The organism is Saccharopolyspora sp. NPDC045941 (assembly GCF_056431445.1).
The window spans coordinates 34911-52032 of record NZ_JBWKKU010000068.1 but is presented as its reverse complement, the minus strand read 5'-3'; the positions used below and the strand labels follow the sequence as shown (position 1 = coordinate 52032).

Genomic DNA, 17122 nt, shown 5'->3' with positions numbered 1-17122 from the left:
GCCGACAAATCCCAAACAGGACAGTCGAGACGTCAGTCGTGAGTCGGGTCAGACCCGCCAGCAGCGTCACCACGAACATCATCACTGTCGTGAGTAGTCGTTGCGGCAAGAACCGCCGTTCCCATTCACGACCCCCACCGGGCTACGGGCGGAAGTCGGCGGCGTGGCCCGAGTCCATTCGACGAAGCCCCGGGCCCGGCCGCTGACCGGCTCGGCCGTCGCGGCTGCGCATCATGATCATGGCGTTCCCGCCCAGATCAGTTCGGCGCGTCCCTGAGCAGCACGGGGGTGTGGGATCGAACAGCGAGCCAGTCGCCGACCGGCGCGGACACCCACCGAACCAGCGTCACGATGTCGTCGTGGATCTCAGCCGGGCTGCGCCGAATCGTCGTGCCGGGAATGCGGACCCCACCGACGATCGGCTCGCAGTGGGAGATCCTGTTGCGCAGGGCATAGACCCGATGCGCCACCGCATGCACCTCACTGCGGATTCCTGTCGAGTTTGGGAAGGCAAACCGCAAGGCCGGCCGCCACAGCGTCGCGTCGTAGTACCGACGCCGCCGGAACGGCTTCTTGCCGACGTAGCCGCCGGATTCAAGCAGGTGCACCCAGAACCCCATCGCCAGCTGCGCGACCAAGCGGCCGGACGGGCCGTCCTCGGTGCACCGCGCATCGGTCCATGCCTTGGCGATCGCGGCCTGGCCGCGATCGTCGAGCAGTTGCTCATCGGCCCACCAACGCGGGCCGTACCGCTCGGTGAGCTGGTCGTTCAGCGCGTTGCGCAGTACCACCTCGGCGACGCCGAGATCGCGGTGAAAGCTGGCGGCGAGCTCGCCCCCGAGCAGGTACAAGGAGATCGGCGGGACGCCCCACGCCGGGGCATGCCGGTGATAGGTGCCCAGCCGTTCGGCGCTCAGCAGCGGTTCGAGCTCATCCGGTGGTGGCGCAGCGTCATAGCCCACTGCGGTGTTCTACCACCATGATCACCGGCCACCGAACGTGACCTTGAGCCGTGAGGAACGCCAGCGCGAGTAATTCAGCACATCGCCAAGCGATGTCGATATGCCCGATTCCACATCACATCGCGATGTGATGTGGCTTCCTGTGGTATGGTCGATCGCGAAGTCCCCCGGTTAGCCAGTACTTCGGTACGCGCCGGGGGTTTTTATTTCCTGGCCAAGTTCGTCCGCCACCGGCGCTCGGCACGCGTCATCATGCATCTTCCCAGCACCGCCGTGCGGCGAGGGGCTCGTTCCTCCCGAACGTTAGTGGAACCGTGGAGGCGAACACGGGGGCTGAACCGGCTGAATCAGAGCCAGCGTTACGCGACGCGAAGTCAGCGCAGGGCTTCGGCGACCGCCTCGGCCGTCTCCAGCACCAGCGGCCCGATCTCCTCCGGCGCCAGCGGCTGCAGGGCCACCACGCCGACGCTGGCGCGCAGCCCCGGCACCCCGCGCACCGGCGCGGCCACCGCGAACGCGCCCGGCTGCAGGTCACCGCTGGTGGCGATCCACGCCGGCCCGCCCGGCGGCAGGTCCACGGCCCGCCCGGCCGCGCCGCGCTGCACCGGATGACGACTGCCGACCCGGTACGACACGTGGTAGCTCGTCCACGACGGCTCGACGACCGCCACGGCCTGCGCCTCGCTGCCGTCGGCCACGGTCAGGTGCACCGTCGCGCCGACCTTCTCCGCCAGCGCCCGCAAGGCGGGCAGCGATGCGATGCGCAGCTGCGGCAGCACCCGCCCGGCCAGCCACAGCACGCCGAGCCCGAGCCGCACCTTCGAACCCTCGCGGCGCACCAGGCCGCGGCTCTGCAGCGGCCCGAGCAGCCGGTACACGGCCGCGCGGCTGACGCCGACGGTCGCCGCCAGGTCGCTGATGGTGGGCGCTTCGCTCTCCGCGTCCGCCACGGCCTGCAGCAGGCTGAGCCCGCGATCGAGCGTCAGCGAGCTCTCCTTGGTGCCCGGCTGGGCGTCACGCGGCAGGCGCATCGGACCGCGAATCGACTCGGGGCTGGGTTGGGCCATCGCGTCACCTCCGAGCCGCGGCCAGCACCGTGCCGGTCACCTCGCCGAGCCCGATCACCGAACCGTCGGGCCCCGGCGCGCTGCCACTCAGTGTCACCCGATCCCCGTCCTGGAGGAAGGTCCGCTGCTCGCCGTCCTGCAGCGTGATCGGCTCCGCTCCGCCCCAGGTCAGCTCCAGCAGGCAGCCCCGCTGGTCGCGCTCGGGCCCGGACACGGTCCCGGACGCGAACAGGTCGCCGGGGCGCACCGGCGCGCCGTTCACGGTCATGTGCGCCAGCTGCTGCGCGGGCGACCAGCTCATGTGCTCGAACCGCGGCGAGGCCAGCAGCGTCTCGTTGCAGCGCACCTCCAGCCGCAGGTCCAGCCCCCACGGCTCCTTCTCGACGAGGTAGGGCTGCAGCGCGTGCGCCGGTTCCGGAGTCGGCACCCTGGCCTGCTCGAAGGCCTCCAGCGGCGTGATCCACCCGGCGACGGAGGTGGCGAACGACTTGGCCAGGAACGGCCCCAGCGGCTTGGACTCCCAGGCCTGGATGTCCCGCGCCGACCAGTCGTTGACCAGCGCCAGCCCGAACACGTGCTCGGCGAAGTCCGAAGTGGACACCCGGGCGGCCGGTTCGCCACCGCAGACGAACCCGACCTCCGCCTCGAAGTCCAGCCGCCGCGTCGGGCCGAACGCGGGCTGCAGGTCGCCGGTGGCCTTGCGCTGCCCGCTCGGGCGGTGGATGTCGGTGCCCGAGACGTACACGGTGCCCGCGCGGCCGTGGTAGGCCACCGGCAGGTGCGACCAGTTCTCCGGCAGCGGCTCGATGGTTCGCCGGGAGATGCGGCTGACGTTCTCGGCGTGGTGCCGCGACGAGAAGAAGTCGACGTAGTCGCCGACCGCGAACGGCAGCACCAGGGTGTGCCAGTCGGTGCGCACCAGGCTCGCGCCCGCCGGCGCCCGATCGGCCGCGACGAGCTCGCTGAGCCGCTCCCGCAGCTCGCGCCAGCGGTCGCGGCCCGCGGCCAGCAGCGGATCGAGCGAGTCGCCGGAGACCAGCTCGGCGAGTCGAGGACCGAGTTCCCCGGCGATGCCGCGCAGCAGCAGCGCGTGCCGCCCGACCCGCACCGCGATGACCGGGCCGCTGCCGGTCACCAGCACGCCGTAGGGCAGCGTCTGCGGGCCGAACGGCTTGTCCGGGGCGAACTCGGGGTCCTCGATCCAGGTCAAAGCAGTCCCAATCCTTCGAGTTCGGCGACGGGGTCCTGCAACGAGCACGAGCCGTAGGAGGCGAAGACGTCGCGCACCGCGTTGGCCGCGTCGTCGGACAGGGCGCGCGCCTCCTCGGCCAGCGCGGCGCCGTCGGTGCTGGCCAGCGCCGCCCGGACGTCCTTGCCGGACAGCGAGCGCGCGGTGGCGACCAGGACGTTGAGGAAGCCGTGGTGGGTGAACCCGGTCTCCTGGTCGGTGCCGCGCACCGCGGTGTGCAGCCCGGTGGTGGCCTTGAACGGTACGTCGAGGGTGCCCGCCACCGCGAGGAAGTCGGTGACCACGTCGATGGACGGCACCGATTCGGCGGTCTGCCCGCCGCAGCGCAGCTTGGGCCAGCAGCCGTGCTCGGCGACCCGCCGGATGCCGTCCAGCCAGCCGTCGCCGCCGCGTCGCGGCTCGACCACCCGGATGATGTCCTCCGGCACGAACTCCGACACGCGCTCCAGCCAGATGTCGTCGACGTCGGACGGCGCGGGCATCTCGACCATCCGCAGCGCCAGCAGCTCCTGCCGGCCCTCGATGATCGACAGGGCCTTGGGCACGCCGCCGAGCCCGGTGTCGCACACCAGCGAGAGCGGCACCGGCGACGCCGGCTTCACCTTCGCCAGTTCGGTGATCAGCTCGGCCAGCCGGGACGCCTTGCACAGCATCGGCCCGAGCAGACCCGTGAACGCGCCGCCGCGCGCCTCGAGGTGGTCGGCCACCGCCTGCGGCACTGCGGCGGTACCCGGCGGGAACAGCGCCGCGTCGTCAACCAATCGGGCGAACAGGGGCGGGATGCCGCGCGGACCGGGCGCGCGAAGCTCAACAGCGCTTGACACGGCTGACACGCTAATGCCGTACCGGCCAGTGAACAAAGGTGCCCGATAAACGGACGTCGGGCGGGGTCATGTAGGCCTCCCTCGCCTGGTTTGGACATCATCATCCTCCCTGGTCCGACGGCGCTCGCACCGCCCCTGGGAGCACTACTCCGGTTGCCGCCCCACGGGGCCGTTCCAGCTGGTACTAAGAGGATGCGCGGGCAGTGGGGCCGCTTCGGCGACCGCGTGGCGCCCGATGAGGCGACTTCCCCACCCGAGACATTTAAGTTAGGCTTGCCTAAGTTGGAGGTGAGCAGTGGGTGAGACGACCATTCGCCGGCCCGCGACGCCGAGCGCTGCCGAACGTGCCAGGAGCATCGCCAAACGCGGCGGCCGCGCAGCGCTCCTGCCGGCCGACGAGAACTCGGCGCGCATCGCGCCGTTGCTGCACCACGTGCACGCCGACGGCTCCGCAACCGTCTTGCTGGCGGACGAGCACCCGCTGATCGCCGCCGCCTGGCAAGCCCCGCGCGCCGAGCTGGCCGCGGTCCTGGAACTCACCGACCCGACGCCGGTCCGGCTGCGCGAACCGGTGCGCGGACTGCTGTGGCTGACCGGCTGGGTGCGGCTGCTCGACGGCGCGGAGGCCCGCGACGCCGTGCTCTCGGTCGCCGACGAGCGCCCGGACCCGCGGCTGCTCGACGCCGGGCACGGCGCGAGCGTCCTGCGGCTGGAATCCGCGTCGCTGGTGCTGGCGGATTCGGAGGGCACCGGCTCGGTGGACCCCGCTGACTTCCAGGCCGCCACGCCGGATCCGTTCTGCATGCAGGAAGACGCGTGGCTGCGGCACCTGGAGCTGTCGCACCGCGACGTCGTCGGGCTGCTCGCCCGGCACCTGCCGGAGAAGCTGCGCGGCGGGCACATCCGCCCGCTCGGGCTGGACAAGTACGGCCTGCGGCTGCGGGTGGAATCAGCCGACGGCGACCACGACGTGCGGCTGGCGTTCTCCCGCCCGGTCAGCACGACCGAGCACCTCGGCGTGGAGCTCCGTCGCCTCGTCGGCTGCCCCTTCCTCGCCCAGCAACGCCAGGGCTGACGCCGCCGGAACGGCGCGAACGGACCGTTCACCTCGATAGGCGGCGCGAAGAGGCCGTTCGCGCCGATCCCGACGTCAGTCGCGTTCGGAGTTCTCGGGGGTCAGGCGCTGGATGCGGCCGTCGCGGAAGCGCAGCGGCTCGGCTCCCGGACCCACCAGCATCGCCTCCTCCACCGACGCGTCGCGGGTGATCACCCAGAGGAACGCGCGCGCCGCGATCGCCGATCGGCCGGGCCATCGCCCGTCGGTGAACCGCACCAGCAGCCCGCCCGGATCGCTGTGCCGGATCTCGACCAGGACACCGTCCCGGATCCCGAACAGATCGGCCGAGCCGAGCGGCCCGTCGAGCACATCGAAGCGGCGCAGCGCCTGCAGCACGCGCACCGCGCGTTCGGTGTCCCCCGCTCCCCACACGAACACGTCCATGCCGATCCGACGCGGCGGGGGCGGTGACCAGTTCCGCACGCGGTTTTCCCGGTATTTCCAGACCTCCGAGCGCCCGGCCGGCGGCGTCACCGATCCGGGTACGGTTCGACGCGTGAGCACCCTGCGCGCATGGCTGACCCCGACCCGGCCCGGCGAGCCCGCGACGATCGCGGACCGGTCGGAGCGCAGGGCGATCACCATCGAGCTGTTCGTGGTCTTCACCGTGACGCTCGGGCTCTCCGGCGTGCAGAGCCTGCTGTCGCTGCTGGACGCCCTGCTGCGCCCGGAACCGCTGGCGGACCAGCACGCCGCGATCAACGTGCCGCAGGCGGAGCTCGGGCTGCTCGACATGCTCGCGCAGCTGGCGAACGTGCTGCGGCTGTGCGCCTGGGGCGGCTTGGGGCTGTACCTGCTGTGGCGCGGCGGGGTGGCGCTGCGGCAGGTGGGCCTGGACCGCTCCCGTCCCGGGCGGGACTTCGCGGGCGGGCTGGGCCTCGCGGCCCTGATCGGGATCCCCGGCCTGGGCCTGTACCTCGTCGCGCACGCCCTGGGCCTCGCCCTGACCGTCCAGCCCTCCACTTTGGACGCGGCGTGGTGGCGCGCGCCGGTGCTGACGCTGGCCGCGTTCGGCAACTCGTTCGCCGAAGAGGTCCTGGTGGTGGCCTACCTGCTGACCCGGCTGCGGCAGCTGGGCTGGTCGGAGAACCGGGCGCTGTGGGCGTCGGCGGTGCTGCGCGGCAGCTACCACCTGTACCAGGGCTTCGGCGGCTTCGTCGGCAACGTCGTGATGGGCCTGGTCTACGGCCGCGCCTGGCAGCGCACGAACCGGCTGTGGCCGCTGGTCGTCGGCCACGCGCTGATCGACGTGGTGGCCTTCGTCGGCTACGCCGCCCTGCGCGGCCGCGTCGGCTGGCTGCCCTGACCCGGGAGCCGCCGATTCCAGGCGAAATCTGCAAGCCGACCCGGCAACGAACCGATCGTCCATTCTGCGCAACGATCCGATGGTCAATTGGGCTTTTTCGTTAATGATTGATCGAAATCGTCGTCATTGACGGACGTTTCCGTTAGCCGCGGTTAGGCTGCTCATCGTGAGCGAACCACACGTCCAGAGCGAGGTCGGCCCGCTGCACGCGGTGCTGCTGCACCGGCCGGGCACGGAGCTGAAGCGGCTCACGCCGCGCAACAGCGACCAACTCCTGTTCGACGCGATCCCGTGGGTGGATCGCGCCCAGGAGGAGCACGACGCGTTCGCCGAGGTGCTCCGCAACCGGGGCGTCGAGGTGCTGCTGCTGCGCGACCTGCTCACCGAGGCGCTGCGCGACACCCGCGCTCGGGCCGCGGCCGTGCTCGCGGGCGTGGACGAGCTCAGGGTGGGCACGGAGATCGCCGACACGCTGCGCTCGCACCTGTCCAGCGTGGACGATTCCGCGCTGGCCGGGATCCTCATCGCGGGCATGACGTTCGAGGAGCTGCCCGCCGCGGAGGGCGAGTCCCTGGTGCGCCGGATGCACCACCCGCACGACTTCGCCATCGACCCGCTGCCGAACCTGCTGTTCACCCGGGACTCGTCGGTGTGGATCGGCGACCGGGTCGCGATCGCGGCCCTCGCGATGCCGGCGCGCCGCCGCGAATCCGCGCTCACCGACCTGATCTACGCCTACCACCCGCGGTTCTCGCACTCCACCCGCGCCTACGGCGCGCACTCCGCGCCCGTCGAGGGCGGCGACGTGCTGCTGCTCGCGCCGGGCGTGGTGGCCATCGGCGTCGGCGAGCGCACTACGCCCGCCGGCGCGGAGTCGCTCGCCCGCTCGCTGTTCGCCGACGACCTGGCGCACACCGTGCTGGCGGTGCCGATCGAGCAGGCCCGGGCCTCGATGCACCTGGACACGGTGTGCACGATGGTCGACCGCGACGCCGTGGTGATGTACCCGGCGATCCAGCACTCGCTGGAGGCCTTCGCGCTGCGCCCGCTGGACGGCGAGTTGAAGGTGTCCGGCCCGACCCCGTTCCTGACCGCCGCGGCGGAGGCGATGGGCATCGACCACCTGCGGGCGATCGACACCGGCCTGGACCCGGTGACCGCGGAACGCGAGCAGTGGGAAGACGGCAACAACACGCTCGCCGTGGCGCCCGGCGTGGTGGTGGCCTACGAGCGCAACGCCGAGACCAACGCGCGACTCGAGGACGCCGGGATCGAGGTGCTGCGGATCAGCGGTTCCGAACTCGGTTCCGGCCGGGGCGGCCCGCGGTGCATGTCCTGCCCCATCACCCGCGCCCCGCTGAATCCGTGAACTCGGCCGATTCCCATTCCATCACTTGATCGAGTGACGAATGAAGGGCGCTCCAACCGGAAAAACCGATCACGAGCGCCCTTCGCCGAACAATAGCCACTCGAATTGGTGACACGGCGCGAAACATCCACCACCAGCAGCGACGACAGCGTCGCCACCAGCCAAAACAGCACAGGTTTGGCTTGGCTTATTTATCTGAGGATTGCCTTGGCTAAAACGCGATCAGCCAAGGTTAACCATAGGATTATTAGGTTTGCCTGAAATGTATCTGGACTCATTCCAGAGTATATTGGGGGCATGGCTGTCACCGCGAAGAAGATTCAGCACAAGGAATCCCGTTTCGAGCACCTGCTGCAGGAACAGGTGCGCAATGAATTCACCGCCTCGCAGCAGTACATCGCCGTCGCGGTCTGGTTCGACAACGAGGACCTGCCGCGGCTGGCCGCGCACTTCTACCGCCAGGCGCTGGAAGAGCGCAACCACGCGATGATGATCGTCCAGTACCTGATGGACAACAACATCAAGCCGGCCATCCCGGCCATCGAGCAGGTGCGCAACGACTTCACCGAGACCCGCGAGCTCGTCGCGCTCGCCCTGGAGCAGGAGCGCGAGGTCACCCGCGAGGTGGAAACGCTGGCCAAGACCGCCCGCGAAGAGGGCGACTACCTCGGCGAGCAGTTCATGCAGTGGTTCCTGAAGGAGCAGGTCGAGGAGGTCGCCTCGATGTCGACGCTGCTGAACGTGGTCGACCGCTCCAAGGGCAACCTCTTCGACGTGGAGAACTACCTGGCCCGCGAAACGGTCGGCGACGAAGGCGCCGACGCGACGGCACCCCGGACCGCCGGCGGCACCCTCTGAGCCCTCGCGCTACCCGCCGGGCGAATTCGGTTCGGTGGCGGGGTTCTGCGACGAGGTCGGGTTCGGCTTGGAGGTCTGCGACGCCGAAGTCGTCGGGTCCGGCTCGGAGGTCGTCGTCAGCAGGACCTCCGGCGGCAACGGCTTCCTGGTCGGCGGGGCCGTGAGGCTCGGCAGCTGCGGCGGCTGGCCCGGCTGCTGGTGCACCGGCGGCGGGGCCGGAGGCTGGTATGTCGGTTGCAGCGGCGCGGTCGAGCCCGGGTTCGGCTCCGGTTGCACGACGGGCGGCACCGCCGGCTGCACCGGCTCGCCCGCTTGGTGACCGATCAGCGCGATCCCGCCGCCGACCAGCAGCGTCGCGGCGAGCGCGCTGCCCGTCGCGGCCAGCACACCGTTGCGCTGCCTGCGGCGACGCGCCCCGGCCACCAGCGACCACTCGGCGCCGGTTCGCACCGGGATGTCCAGCCGGTCGTCCCGGAGGACCCGCTGCAGCTCGTCCTCCAGATCCATCACGCGTCACCTCCTCCCACCAGCGGCCCGAGCCGCTTGCGCAACGTCGCCATCGCCTTGCTGGCCTGGCTCTTCACCGTTCCGCAGCTGATGCCGAGCGTGTCGGCTATCTCCAGCTCGGAAAGTCCCTCGTAGTAACGAAGCACGACCACCGCGCGTTGCCTCGGTGGCAGAGATCGCAGCGCGACCCACAGCGGCTCGTGCTCCAGGCGATCCTGCTGGATGGCGGCGGGGATGTCCGGGAAATCCGCGAGCAGCGTTTCCCGGCGCGTCCGGCGCCACCGGCTGACGTGCGTGTTCGCCATCGCCTTGCGCACGTAGGCGGTGGGGTCCGCGCAGTTCCGGCTGATCTTCGACCAGCGGGCGCCGACCTTCTCCAGCACGGTCTGCACCAGATCCGCGGCATCGTGCGGGTTGCCGGTCAGGGCGTGGCCATAGCGCATCAGCCCGGGCAGTGCTACCCGGACGAACTCCGCGAAATCATCCTCTGCCGCCGCCATGTCCCCCCGACGTGCCCGCCCGCGATAGACACCGGACGCCTCGGTGGCGGTCGGCACTGCAGGCAGGTGCGTGGTCAACCCTCCACCCCCTAAACGTCGGGTATCGCCGGGGATGACACGCCGCAACGCGCCGACCGGTTGCCCGACCGGCACGTTGATCACCCGTTCGGCCCAACGACAACAGTGGACCGGTTTCAATTGAAACTGCGAGCAGCACCGGGGTCGGGCTTCCGGAGCAGCTCGACCAGCGCCGAGATGCTGTGCTCGCCGCGGCCCTCGGCGACCGCCCGGCGCAGCAGGTCGTTCATCGGTTCGCGCCAGCTGACATCGATGTTCGCCGCCGCCAGCTCGTCGTCGTGGGCGCTGCCCGCGTAGAACAGGCCGACCGTCGAAGACGGGTCGCTGTAGTCGGCGGCGTCGATCTCCGCCGCGAACTTCGGCAGCACCGAGCCGATCATCTCCAGCCACTTGACGGTGTAGGGCACCAGCTCGCTCGCGGGCGTCCCGCGCTTCGCGACCAGGGCCGCGCCTTCGAAGAAGCCGAGGAGGGCGGGCAACAGCGTGGCACCGACCGCCATCTCGTACAGCGCCGCGAGGTCCACGTCGGCACCGAGGTACCGGGTGTCGCCGCCGAGCTCCCGCAGGGTCTGCTCGTACTCGTCGAAGACGGCCTTGTCGCCGCTGTAGTACAGCAGCGTGTCCGGCTTCGCGACCGCCTCGGGGACGTTCTTCACCGCACCGTCCAGGAAGCGGGCGCCGTTGCCGGTCGCCCACTCCGCCATTTCCCGGGCGCCGCTGGGAGTTCCGCTGTTCAGCGTGATCAGGGTGCGGCCGGCCAGCTCTCCGGCGGCGGGCGCCAGGGCCTCCAGCGTGGCGTCGTAGGTGGTCAGGCAGGCGATGATCAGCGGGTCGGCGGTGACCGCGTCCGCAATCGATCCGGCGTGCGCTGCGCCCTCGGCGACCAGCGGCGCGGCCTTCTCCGGGCTGCGGTTCCACACCGTCGTCGGGTGCCCGGCGGCCAGGAACGCCTTGGCCAGCGCCGCGCCCATGTTCCCCAGCCCGAGGACGGTCACCGCCGTGCGTTTGCCACCGGCCATGTTCGTGCTCCAGTTCAAAGTCGGCTCTTTCGAGTTCGATCGCGTTGACGCGTTCGATCCTCGCGACTTGGCTGAACTTTGATCAAGTACCGACTATTTTGTCGGGTACTGAACTTTTTGTCAGTGGGAGCCAGGGATGAAGCGGAACAAGTACACCTGCGGACTGGATGCCGCCATCGACGTGATGGGCGGCAAGTGGAAGTGCCTGATCCTGTGGGAGCTGGCCTTCGCGACGCTGCGCTTGGGCGAGCTGCGGCGCGCGATCCCGGACATCAGCGAGCGGGTGCTGATCCTGCAGCTCAAGGAGATGGTGGCGAGCGGCCTGGTGCACCGCGAGATGTACCACCAGGTGCCGCCGAAGGTGGAGTACTCGCTGACGGAGTTCGGCCGGTCGCTCATCACGGCGCTGATGCCGCTCGGGGAATGGGGCGAGCAGAACATGGCTCGCATCGAAGCGATTCCCCGCGACTAGGGGGAGAATTCCAGCGGCCGACGAATCTGTCCACTGTGGAGCCGTGTCGGGCGGTTCCGGCCGGAACCGCCCGACACCGGGCTCAGCGGATGGTGACCTGGCGGCCGCGGAGGCCGTCGCGGGCGCGCCGCTCCGCCGCGTTCAGCGGCTCCGAGTCGAGCGAGCCGAGGGCGTCGGCCAGCCGGCGCCCGAGCTCCGCGGCGGGCTCGTCCCACTCGCGCGCGTGCTTCTCGCGGTCGAGGTCCCACACCGGCACCAGCAGGCCGTGCGCGCGGAACGATCCCGCGTACTTGCTGTCCTCGCCGAGCGCCAGCTCGCCCCGGGCGGACAGCCGCGCGAGCGCCGCCAGCAGCTGTTCCTCGGGCTCCGGGCGCACCCAGCGCAGGTGGGCCTTCTCGCCCGCGTCGACCCAGTACGCGGATTCCACACCTTCGGCGGTCAGCCGATCGGTGGGCATGATCGCCGCGTTCGCCCGCTCCAGGGACAGCGCGACCTCGCCGGTCGGCTCCACGTCGCCGGGCAGCCACCAGGCGAAGTCCTCGTGCAGCTCGACCTCCAGCGGCGCGGCCGGGTCGAGCAGGTCCTGCAGGCGGGCCGGAATGGTGCCGGGCTCGGCCGTCTCCGGGCCCACCACCGACAGCGACTCGCCGATCTCGGCGGTCTGCACCCACTCGACGGCCCGCGCGAGATCCCGGCTGATGTCACCGGAGTGGGTCTGCACCTGCAGCCCGATGAAGGACTTGTCGTCGTTGCGCCGCAGCGCGGCGGCGGCCATCGGCAGCACGGTCGCGAGCGTGACCGCGCCCTCCCCGCGCAGCGGCAGCTTCGCGGTCGCCGACGGGACGAACTCGCGCAGCGCGACCAGCTCGCATTCCGCGGCCAAGCCCTCGAACGGCCTGGTCACGATCACGTCGGCGGCGCCGCCCGCGGCACCGTGGCAAGCCTTGTAGCGCTTCCCCGAACCGCACGGGCAGGGCTGGCGCGGCTTGATCCCGGTGTCCGCCTGGGGCTTGGGTGCGGTTCGCTTCGACACTGCAGATCCCCTCGCTCATGGTCACTTCGCCGTGACGCTACCGAACTGCGCGAGGCCCGATTCAGCCAGGTGGAAGCGGGTGGACGCGGGCGCATTGGTGGCCACGAAGCGCACTCCGGAACGGGCGCACAGCTCGATGTCCGCGGGGTCGTCGACGGTCCAGCAGTACGTGTCGCGGCCGAGCGCGGCCGCGCGCGCGACGAATCCCGGGTCCTCGCGCAGCAGGCCGATGCCCGGCCCGGCGAGGTCCGCCCACGGCGGGAGCACGCCGGAGCGCAGCGGGCCGCGGAACCGGTCGAACAGCAGGACCGTCGGCACGCCCGGCGCGGCCTCGTGGAACCGGCGCACCGCGGACTGCGCGAACGACATCATCAGCACCGGCGAGTTCTCCCGGTCCACCGGCGTCGCCAAGCCGTGCCTGGCCAGCAGCGCGACCAGCTTGCGCTCCACCAGCCCGCCGTAGCGCACCGGGTGCTTGGTCTCGATGAACAGCCGGACCGGGCGCGAGTTGTCCCGCAGCAGGCCGAGGAGTTCGTCGAGCAGCAGCACGCCGTGCTCGGGCTCCGCGGCCGGGCCGCGCACCAGGTCGTCCGCCGACCGGGGCGGTTCCTGGTGCCAGCCGCCGAAGTCCACTTCGGACATCGCGGCGACGGTGAGCTCGCTGACCACGCCGCGGCCGCTGGAGGTCCGGTCGATGCGCCGGTCGTGCACGCACACCAGGTGGCCGTCCCGGCTGACCCGGATATCGCATTCGAGCGCGTCGGCGCCCTGTTCGAGGGCCAGTTCGTAGGCACCGCGGGTGTGCTCGGCGCGATGCGCGGAGGCTCCTCGGTGCGCGACGACGTCGGGGGTCGGTTGCCGCACGGCGCCCATTATGCGGGCGATCCAGATCCACTTCCGGCATCTGTGACGCACCGCAACAACAGCGTCACCGAGGACCCGCACCACCACGTGACGAAGCGAACCCCCCGCCCACGTCCTCGTGGTTCCGCAATTTCCATTGAAATCGAAGGTCCAATTGAGCCTTTTTCATCCTGGTCGGCCCGCAACCGCGGGACGCAAAGCTGCACGTCGATGGGTGTCGCATACGCCGCAGGCGCATAGCCCACCTACGACACTCGCACCGCCGCGGGTTCTCAGAGGCTTCCTGGCGAGGACGGCCCTGACGCCGTGTATCGGACATACATAAGTCAGGGCACCCACAGACCAGGGAGCCTCTGAGGTTCCGCCACCCGCACCGCCACGCAGAACGAGGTTGGAAAAACCTCAATGGAAATTGCGGAACCTCGGACGTGCGGTCAGCGCGGAGCGCTGGTGGGGCGGGTTGCCCGGGGCGCGGGCGGCGCGGCGCGGACCGCGCGGACCCGGAGTTGCGCGAGCTCCGTCGGGTCCAGCGGGGCGAGCAGCCGCATCAGGTACTTGATCAGCAGCGCCGTCATGATCGCCAGGGTCGTGACCAGGGCGTTGTTGAGCGCGTGCAGCACGACGCCGTCCGCCTGGGCCTGCACGCTGCCGAAGAATCCCCAGCCGAACGAGAGCCAGCCGAGCAGCAGGGTTCCCACCCACGCCGCCCACCAGAACCGGACGCGCAGCGTCGGGAACGGCCGCTCACCCCGGCGGCGCACGCCTTCCGCGACGAGCACGGAATGCTCCAGCTCGGCCAGCGTCGAGCCCGGCACGGACAGGTTCAGCCCCGGCACCAGGACGCCGACGACCACCTGCCAGTCGGGCCGGGCGCTCTGCACCCCGATGCGTTCCGCCGCCGCAGCGCGCGCCCGCAGGCCCCACAGGACGGCGAAAACACCGGAGAGCACGCCGAGCACCCAGAGGATCGAGCCGGTCGTGCCGACCAGCACGTCGGAGATCGCCAGCGGCGTGCGCGGAAGCGCCTGGCTGCGGCTGATCAGCAGCAGCACGTACCGCCAGCACTCCGCGAAGGTGGCCAGCGCCGCCACGCCCGCGGTGATCCACAGCGTCACCACCGCGGTCCCGGCGGCGGACACCGCCCGCAGCATCGGATCGACGTGCGGCCGCAGCGGCAGTGCCAGCGGCCACCGCCACGCGAGCAGCGGGAAGCCCCAGCGCGGCACGGCCGGGTAGGCCGGCGGGCCGGTGTAGCGGTGCGGTCGGCGTGGCGGCCGGATCCGCCGCGGGCCACCGGGCGGGGTGGCGACCCACTCCACGCTCGGCCGTCCGGGGCCGGGAGGTCGGGCCGTCACAGCACGTACGGCTCGCCGTCGGCGTCGTCGGAGACCAGCGGCCGCCCGATGGCGAACCAGCCGTTCATGCCGCGCTCGACGTTGATCGCGTCCCAGCCGTTGGCGTTGAGGTACGCGGCGACCTTCGCCGACCGGCCGCCGGAGCGGCAGATCACGAAGACCTGGTCGGCCTCCGGGATCTCATCGAGCCGTTGCACGAGCTCGCTCATCGGGAGGTGCACGGCCTCGGGCGCGTGCCCGGCCTGCCACTCGTTCGCCTCGCGCACGTCGAGCAGCACGCTGCCCTCCGGCAGCTGCGCGGGCAGCTCCTCCGGCTGGACGCCGGGCACCTGATGACCGGGAACTGGAGTAGTCACACCCCGATGCTGCCACGAGATGCGTGGTGCCGGCGTAAGAGACTCGTCTTTCGCGCCGGCGGACGCCTCACACCCCGGAAAAACCCGCCTTCACCTGCGATAACACGAGACCATTTCGTAGTTGATCACGCTTTCGGTCGGAGATCCCGAAGATATCGCCGTTTTCGCGAGGTCTCGTGCCACAGTGTGCTTGTTCGATTCAGATCCGTTCGCGGAATCCGCCCGGCAGGAAGGAAAGCCATGTCTCGTCGAGCCATTCTCCGCTGGCCGAACGGCAGCGACTGGGGACATCTGGCGACGGTTCCGGAGGACGGCGGATCACCGCGGTTCGCCGGGTTCGTGCGGATGACCGACCCGCGCGTGCAGGCCCTGCTGGTTCGCGTCCCGCCCCGCCGGGCCGACGGCGACATATGGGAAGCGCACTTCACGGCCGCCGAATCCGAGCTGAGCGCCGCTTGACGCGAACGACCGACGAAAGCGCCCCGCCCGGCTCTCGGCCGGACGGGGCGCTCGTTCGAGGCGGAGCGGTTCAGCGCGTCAGTGCGAGACGGCCTTCTCCGCGCCGGCGCCGGTCAGCGACCGGACCTCCATCTCCGCCTGCTTGGCCTTGTCGGCCGAGTCCTTGCTCAGCACCGTGCCGATGTAGCCGAGCAGGAAGGACACCGGGATCGACACCAGGCCCGGGTTCTTCAGCGGGAACAGCGCGAAGTCCAGCGACGGGAACATCGAGTCCTCGCCACCGGAGACGGCGGGCGAGAAGACGATCAGCAGGATGGTGACCGCCAGACCGCCGTAGATGCTCCACAGCGCGCCGTTGGTGTTGAACCGCTTCCAGAACAGCGAGTACAGCAGCGTCGGCAGGTTCGCCGAAGCGGCGACCGCGAACGCCAGCGCCACCAGGAACGCGATGTTCTGGCCGTTGGCCGCGATGCCGCCCAGGATCGACACGATGCCGATGACCACCGCGGTGATCCGGGCGACCTTGACCTCCTGGCCCTTGTCGTCGACCTTGCCCTTCTTGATCACGTTCGCGTAGATGTCGTGCGCGAACGAGGCGGACGCGGTGATCGTCAGGCCGGCGACGACCGCGAGGATCGTCGCGAACGCGACCGCGGAGATGAAGCCCAGCAGCAGCGGGCCGCCGATCTCCAGCGCCAGCAGCGGCGCCGCCGAGTTCACTCCGCCCGGCGCCTTCTTGATCACGTCGGAGCCGACCAGCGCCCCGGCACCGTAGCCCAGGACCAGCGTGAACAGGTAGAACAGGCCGATCAGCCAGATCGCCCAGACCACCGAGCGGCGGGCTTCCTTCGCGGTGGGCACGGTGTAGAAGCGCATCAGCACGTGCGGCAGACCCGCGGTGCCGAGCACCAGCGCGATGCCCAGCGAGACGAAGTCCAGCTTGCTGATCTCGGTCTTGCCGTACTGGGCGCCCGGGTTGAGCACCTTGTCGCCTGCCACGTCGGCGGCCGCGCCGAGCAGGCCCGAGAAGTTGAAGCCGTACATGGCGAGCACCCAGATGGTCATCACGAAGGCGCCCGCGATCAGCAGCACCGCCTTGATGATCTGCACCCAGGTGGTGCCCTTCATGCCGCCGACCAGCACGTAGACGATCATCAGCGCGCCGACGACGAAGATCACCGCGGCCTGGCCGGTCTTGTTCGTGATGCCCAGCAGCAGCGCGACCAGGCCGCCGGCACCGGCCATCTGCGCGAGCAGGTAGAAGAACGTCACGGCCAGGGTGGACAGCGACGCGGCGGTGCGCACCGGACGTTCCTTCATCCGGAAGCTGAGCACGTCGCCCATCGTGTACTTGCCGGTGTTCCGCAGCAGCTCCGCGACCAGCAGCAACGCCACCAGCCAGGCCACCAGGAAGCCGATCGAGTACAGGAAGCCGTCGTAGCCGTAGACCGCGATCGCCCCGGCGATGCCGAGGAACGACGCCGCCGACAGGTAGTCACCGGCGATGGCGATGCCGTTCTGCGGGCCGGTGAACGCGCGGCCGCCGGCGTAGTAGTCGGAGGCGGTCTTGGTGTTCCGGCTGGCGCGGAACACGATGACCATGGTGACCACGACGAACAGCGCGAAGATGCCGATGTTGAGCGCGCTGTTGTTCGCGGTTTCGCCCTGGGCCAGCGGGGAAAGTGCGGCGATCACTTCTGGCCTCCTTCGGAGTCGTCCTTCTTCGC

Annotated in this window: 19 protein-coding genes; 6 read left to right on the top strand and 13 right to left on the bottom strand. The window is 70.5% G+C overall.

Annotated features, from left to right (window positions below):
- Positions 1-257: 257 nt before the first annotated feature.
- The 4 genes from AC07FN_RS37410 to AC07FN_RS37395 form a co-directional block, all read right to left on the bottom strand.
- Positions 258-851, bottom strand: coding sequence for a CAAX protease (locus AC07FN_RS37410; protein ID WP_478399893.1), 594 nt, complete (start codon positions 849-851; stop codon positions 258-260).
- 485 nt (positions 852-1336) lie between these two features.
- On the bottom strand, positions 1337-1993 hold the full coding sequence (locus AC07FN_RS37405; protein WP_452613709.1) for an IclR family transcriptional regulator: 657 nt from the start codon (positions 1991-1993) through the stop codon (positions 1337-1339).
- A 40-nt stretch (positions 1994-2033) separates the two neighbouring features.
- The gene (locus AC07FN_RS37400; RefSeq protein WP_478399892.1) at positions 2034-3239 is read right to left on the bottom strand and encodes a fumarylacetoacetate hydrolase family protein; all 1206 of its coding nucleotides are present in this window, start codon (positions 3237-3239) and stop codon (positions 2034-2036) included.
- Positions 3236-4102, bottom strand: a complete 867-nt coding sequence (locus AC07FN_RS37395) for a hypothetical protein (RefSeq protein ID WP_478390645.1) — start codon at positions 4100-4102, stop codon at positions 3236-3238. The genes AC07FN_RS37400 and AC07FN_RS37395 overlap by 4 nt, the downstream gene beginning before the upstream one ends.
- Before the next feature lie 295 nt (positions 4103-4397).
- Here AC07FN_RS37395 and AC07FN_RS37390 point away from each other — a divergent pair, with 295 nt between their 5' ends.
- A complete protein-coding gene (locus AC07FN_RS37390; protein ID WP_397527376.1) occupies positions 4398-5177 on the top strand; it encodes a DUF2470 domain-containing protein in 780 nt (259 codons plus the stop codon).
- 75 nt (positions 5178-5252) lie between these two features.
- On the opposite strand, the gene AC07FN_RS37385 is transcribed toward AC07FN_RS37390, so the two are convergent.
- A complete protein-coding gene (locus AC07FN_RS37385; protein ID WP_478399891.1) occupies positions 5253-5603 on the bottom strand; it encodes a hypothetical protein in 351 nt (116 codons plus the stop codon).
- Positions 5604-5715: 112 nt separating this feature from the next.
- On the opposite strand from AC07FN_RS37385, the gene AC07FN_RS37380 reads away from it, so the two are divergent.
- From AC07FN_RS37380 to AC07FN_RS37370, 3 genes are all read left to right on the top strand, one after another.
- Positions 5716-6525 (top strand): CPBP family intramembrane glutamic endopeptidase, encoded by an 810-nt coding sequence (locus tag AC07FN_RS37380; RefSeq protein WP_478399890.1) that lies wholly within the window; start codon positions 5716-5718, stop codon positions 6523-6525.
- A gap of 166 nt (positions 6526-6691) precedes the next feature.
- Complete coding sequence (gene arcA / locus AC07FN_RS37375; protein WP_452613477.1) at positions 6692-7894, top strand: arginine deiminase; 1203 nt, start codon at positions 6692-6694, stop codon at positions 7892-7894.
- A gap of 297 nt (positions 7895-8191) precedes the next feature.
- On the top strand, positions 8192-8752 hold the full coding sequence (locus AC07FN_RS37370; protein ID WP_478399889.1) for a ferritin: 561 nt from the start codon (positions 8192-8194) through the stop codon (positions 8750-8752).
- Between the two features lie 9 nt (positions 8753-8761).
- Here the strand turns inward: AC07FN_RS37370 and AC07FN_RS37365 are convergent, their stop codons facing one another.
- From AC07FN_RS37365 to AC07FN_RS37355, 3 genes are all read right to left on the bottom strand, one after another.
- Positions 8762-9262 carry a hypothetical protein gene (locus AC07FN_RS37365; RefSeq protein WP_478399888.1) on the bottom strand — a complete coding sequence of 167 codons (501 nt, stop codon included), beginning with the start codon at positions 9260-9262 and terminating at the stop codon, positions 8762-8764.
- Positions 9259-9759: a SigE family RNA polymerase sigma factor gene (locus AC07FN_RS37360; RefSeq protein WP_235883265.1), complete on the bottom strand. Its 501-nt coding sequence runs from the start codon at positions 9757-9759 to the stop codon at positions 9259-9261. The genes AC07FN_RS37365 and AC07FN_RS37360 overlap by 4 nt, the downstream gene beginning before the upstream one ends.
- Positions 9760-9953: 194 nt before the next feature.
- Positions 9954-10856, bottom strand: coding sequence for an NAD(P)-dependent oxidoreductase (locus AC07FN_RS37355; RefSeq protein WP_478399887.1), 903 nt, complete (start codon positions 10854-10856; stop codon positions 9954-9956).
- A 136-nt stretch (positions 10857-10992) separates the two neighbouring features.
- Between AC07FN_RS37355 and AC07FN_RS37350 the strand changes: the two genes are divergently transcribed.
- Positions 10993-11328: a winged helix-turn-helix transcriptional regulator gene (locus AC07FN_RS37350; protein WP_478399886.1), complete on the top strand. Its 336-nt coding sequence runs from the start codon at positions 10993-10995 to the stop codon at positions 11326-11328.
- An 82-nt stretch (positions 11329-11410) separates the two neighbouring features.
- Here AC07FN_RS37350 and AC07FN_RS37345 read toward each other — a convergent pair whose 3' ends face one another.
- The 4 genes from AC07FN_RS37345 to AC07FN_RS37330 form a co-directional block, all read right to left on the bottom strand.
- The gene (locus AC07FN_RS37345; RefSeq protein ID WP_452613473.1) at positions 11411-12361 is read right to left on the bottom strand and encodes a DUF5926 family protein; all 951 of its coding nucleotides are present in this window, start codon (positions 12359-12361) and stop codon (positions 11411-11413) included.
- A 21-nt stretch (positions 12362-12382) separates the two neighbouring features.
- Complete coding sequence (locus AC07FN_RS37340; RefSeq protein ID WP_478399885.1) at positions 12383-13234, bottom strand: glycerophosphodiester phosphodiesterase; 852 nt, start codon at positions 13232-13234, stop codon at positions 12383-12385.
- Positions 13235-13659: 425 nt separating this feature from the next.
- Entirely contained in the window at positions 13660-14544 is an 885-nt protein-coding gene (locus tag AC07FN_RS37335; protein WP_478399884.1) for a DUF4328 domain-containing protein, read from the bottom strand.
- Between the two features lie 32 nt (positions 14545-14576).
- Positions 14577-14936: a rhodanese-like domain-containing protein gene (locus tag AC07FN_RS37330; protein WP_478399883.1), complete on the bottom strand. Its 360-nt coding sequence runs from the start codon at positions 14934-14936 to the stop codon at positions 14577-14579.
- Positions 14937-15176: 240 nt separating this feature from the next.
- Here AC07FN_RS37330 and AC07FN_RS37325 point away from each other — a divergent pair, with 240 nt between their 5' ends.
- Positions 15177-15395: a hypothetical protein gene (locus tag AC07FN_RS37325; RefSeq protein ID WP_478399882.1), complete on the top strand. Its 219-nt coding sequence runs from the start codon at positions 15177-15179 to the stop codon at positions 15393-15395.
- A gap of 78 nt (positions 15396-15473) precedes the next feature.
- Here AC07FN_RS37325 and AC07FN_RS37320 read toward each other — a convergent pair whose 3' ends face one another.
- On the bottom strand, positions 15474-16997 hold the full coding sequence (locus tag AC07FN_RS37320) for a solute symporter family protein (protein WP_478399895.1): 1524 nt from the start codon (positions 16995-16997) through the stop codon (positions 15474-15476).
- Positions 16998-17122: the final 125 nt, after the last annotated feature.

What these genes read in the sequence shown, in the direction of transcription:
- AC07FN_RS37405 (WP_452613709.1), bottom strand. Translation starts at nt 1,993, where the DNA reads ATGCGCCTGCCGCGTGACGCCCAGCCGGGCACCAAGGAGAGCTCGCTG.
- AC07FN_RS37385 (WP_478399891.1), bottom strand. Translation starts at nt 5,603, where the DNA reads ATGGACGTGTTCGTGTGGGGAGCGGGGGACACCGAACGCGCGGTGCGC.
- AC07FN_RS37370 (WP_478399889.1), top strand. Translation starts at nt 8,192, where the DNA reads ATGGCTGTCACCGCGAAGAAGATTCAGCACAAGGAATCCCGTTTCGAG.
- AC07FN_RS37360 (WP_235883265.1), bottom strand. Translation starts at nt 9,759, where the DNA reads ATGGCGGCGGCAGAGGATGATTTCGCGGAGTTCGTCCGGGTAGCACTG.
- AC07FN_RS37355 (WP_478399887.1), bottom strand. Translation starts at nt 10,856, where the DNA reads ATGGCCGGTGGCAAACGCACGGCGGTGACCGTCCTCGGGCTGGGGAAC.
- AC07FN_RS37350 (WP_478399886.1), top strand. Translation starts at nt 10,993, where the DNA reads ATGAAGCGGAACAAGTACACCTGCGGACTGGATGCCGCCATCGACGTG.
- AC07FN_RS37340 (WP_478399885.1), bottom strand. Translation starts at nt 13,234, where the DNA reads ATGGGCGCCGTGCGGCAACCGACCCCCGACGTCGTCGCGCACCGAGGA.
- AC07FN_RS37325 (WP_478399882.1), top strand. Translation starts at nt 15,177, where the DNA reads ATGTCTCGTCGAGCCATTCTCCGCTGGCCGAACGGCAGCGACTGGGGA.
- AC07FN_RS37320 (WP_478399895.1), bottom strand. Translation starts at nt 16,997, where the DNA reads ATGGTCATCGTGTTCCGCGCCAGCCGGAACACCAAGACCGCCTCCGAC.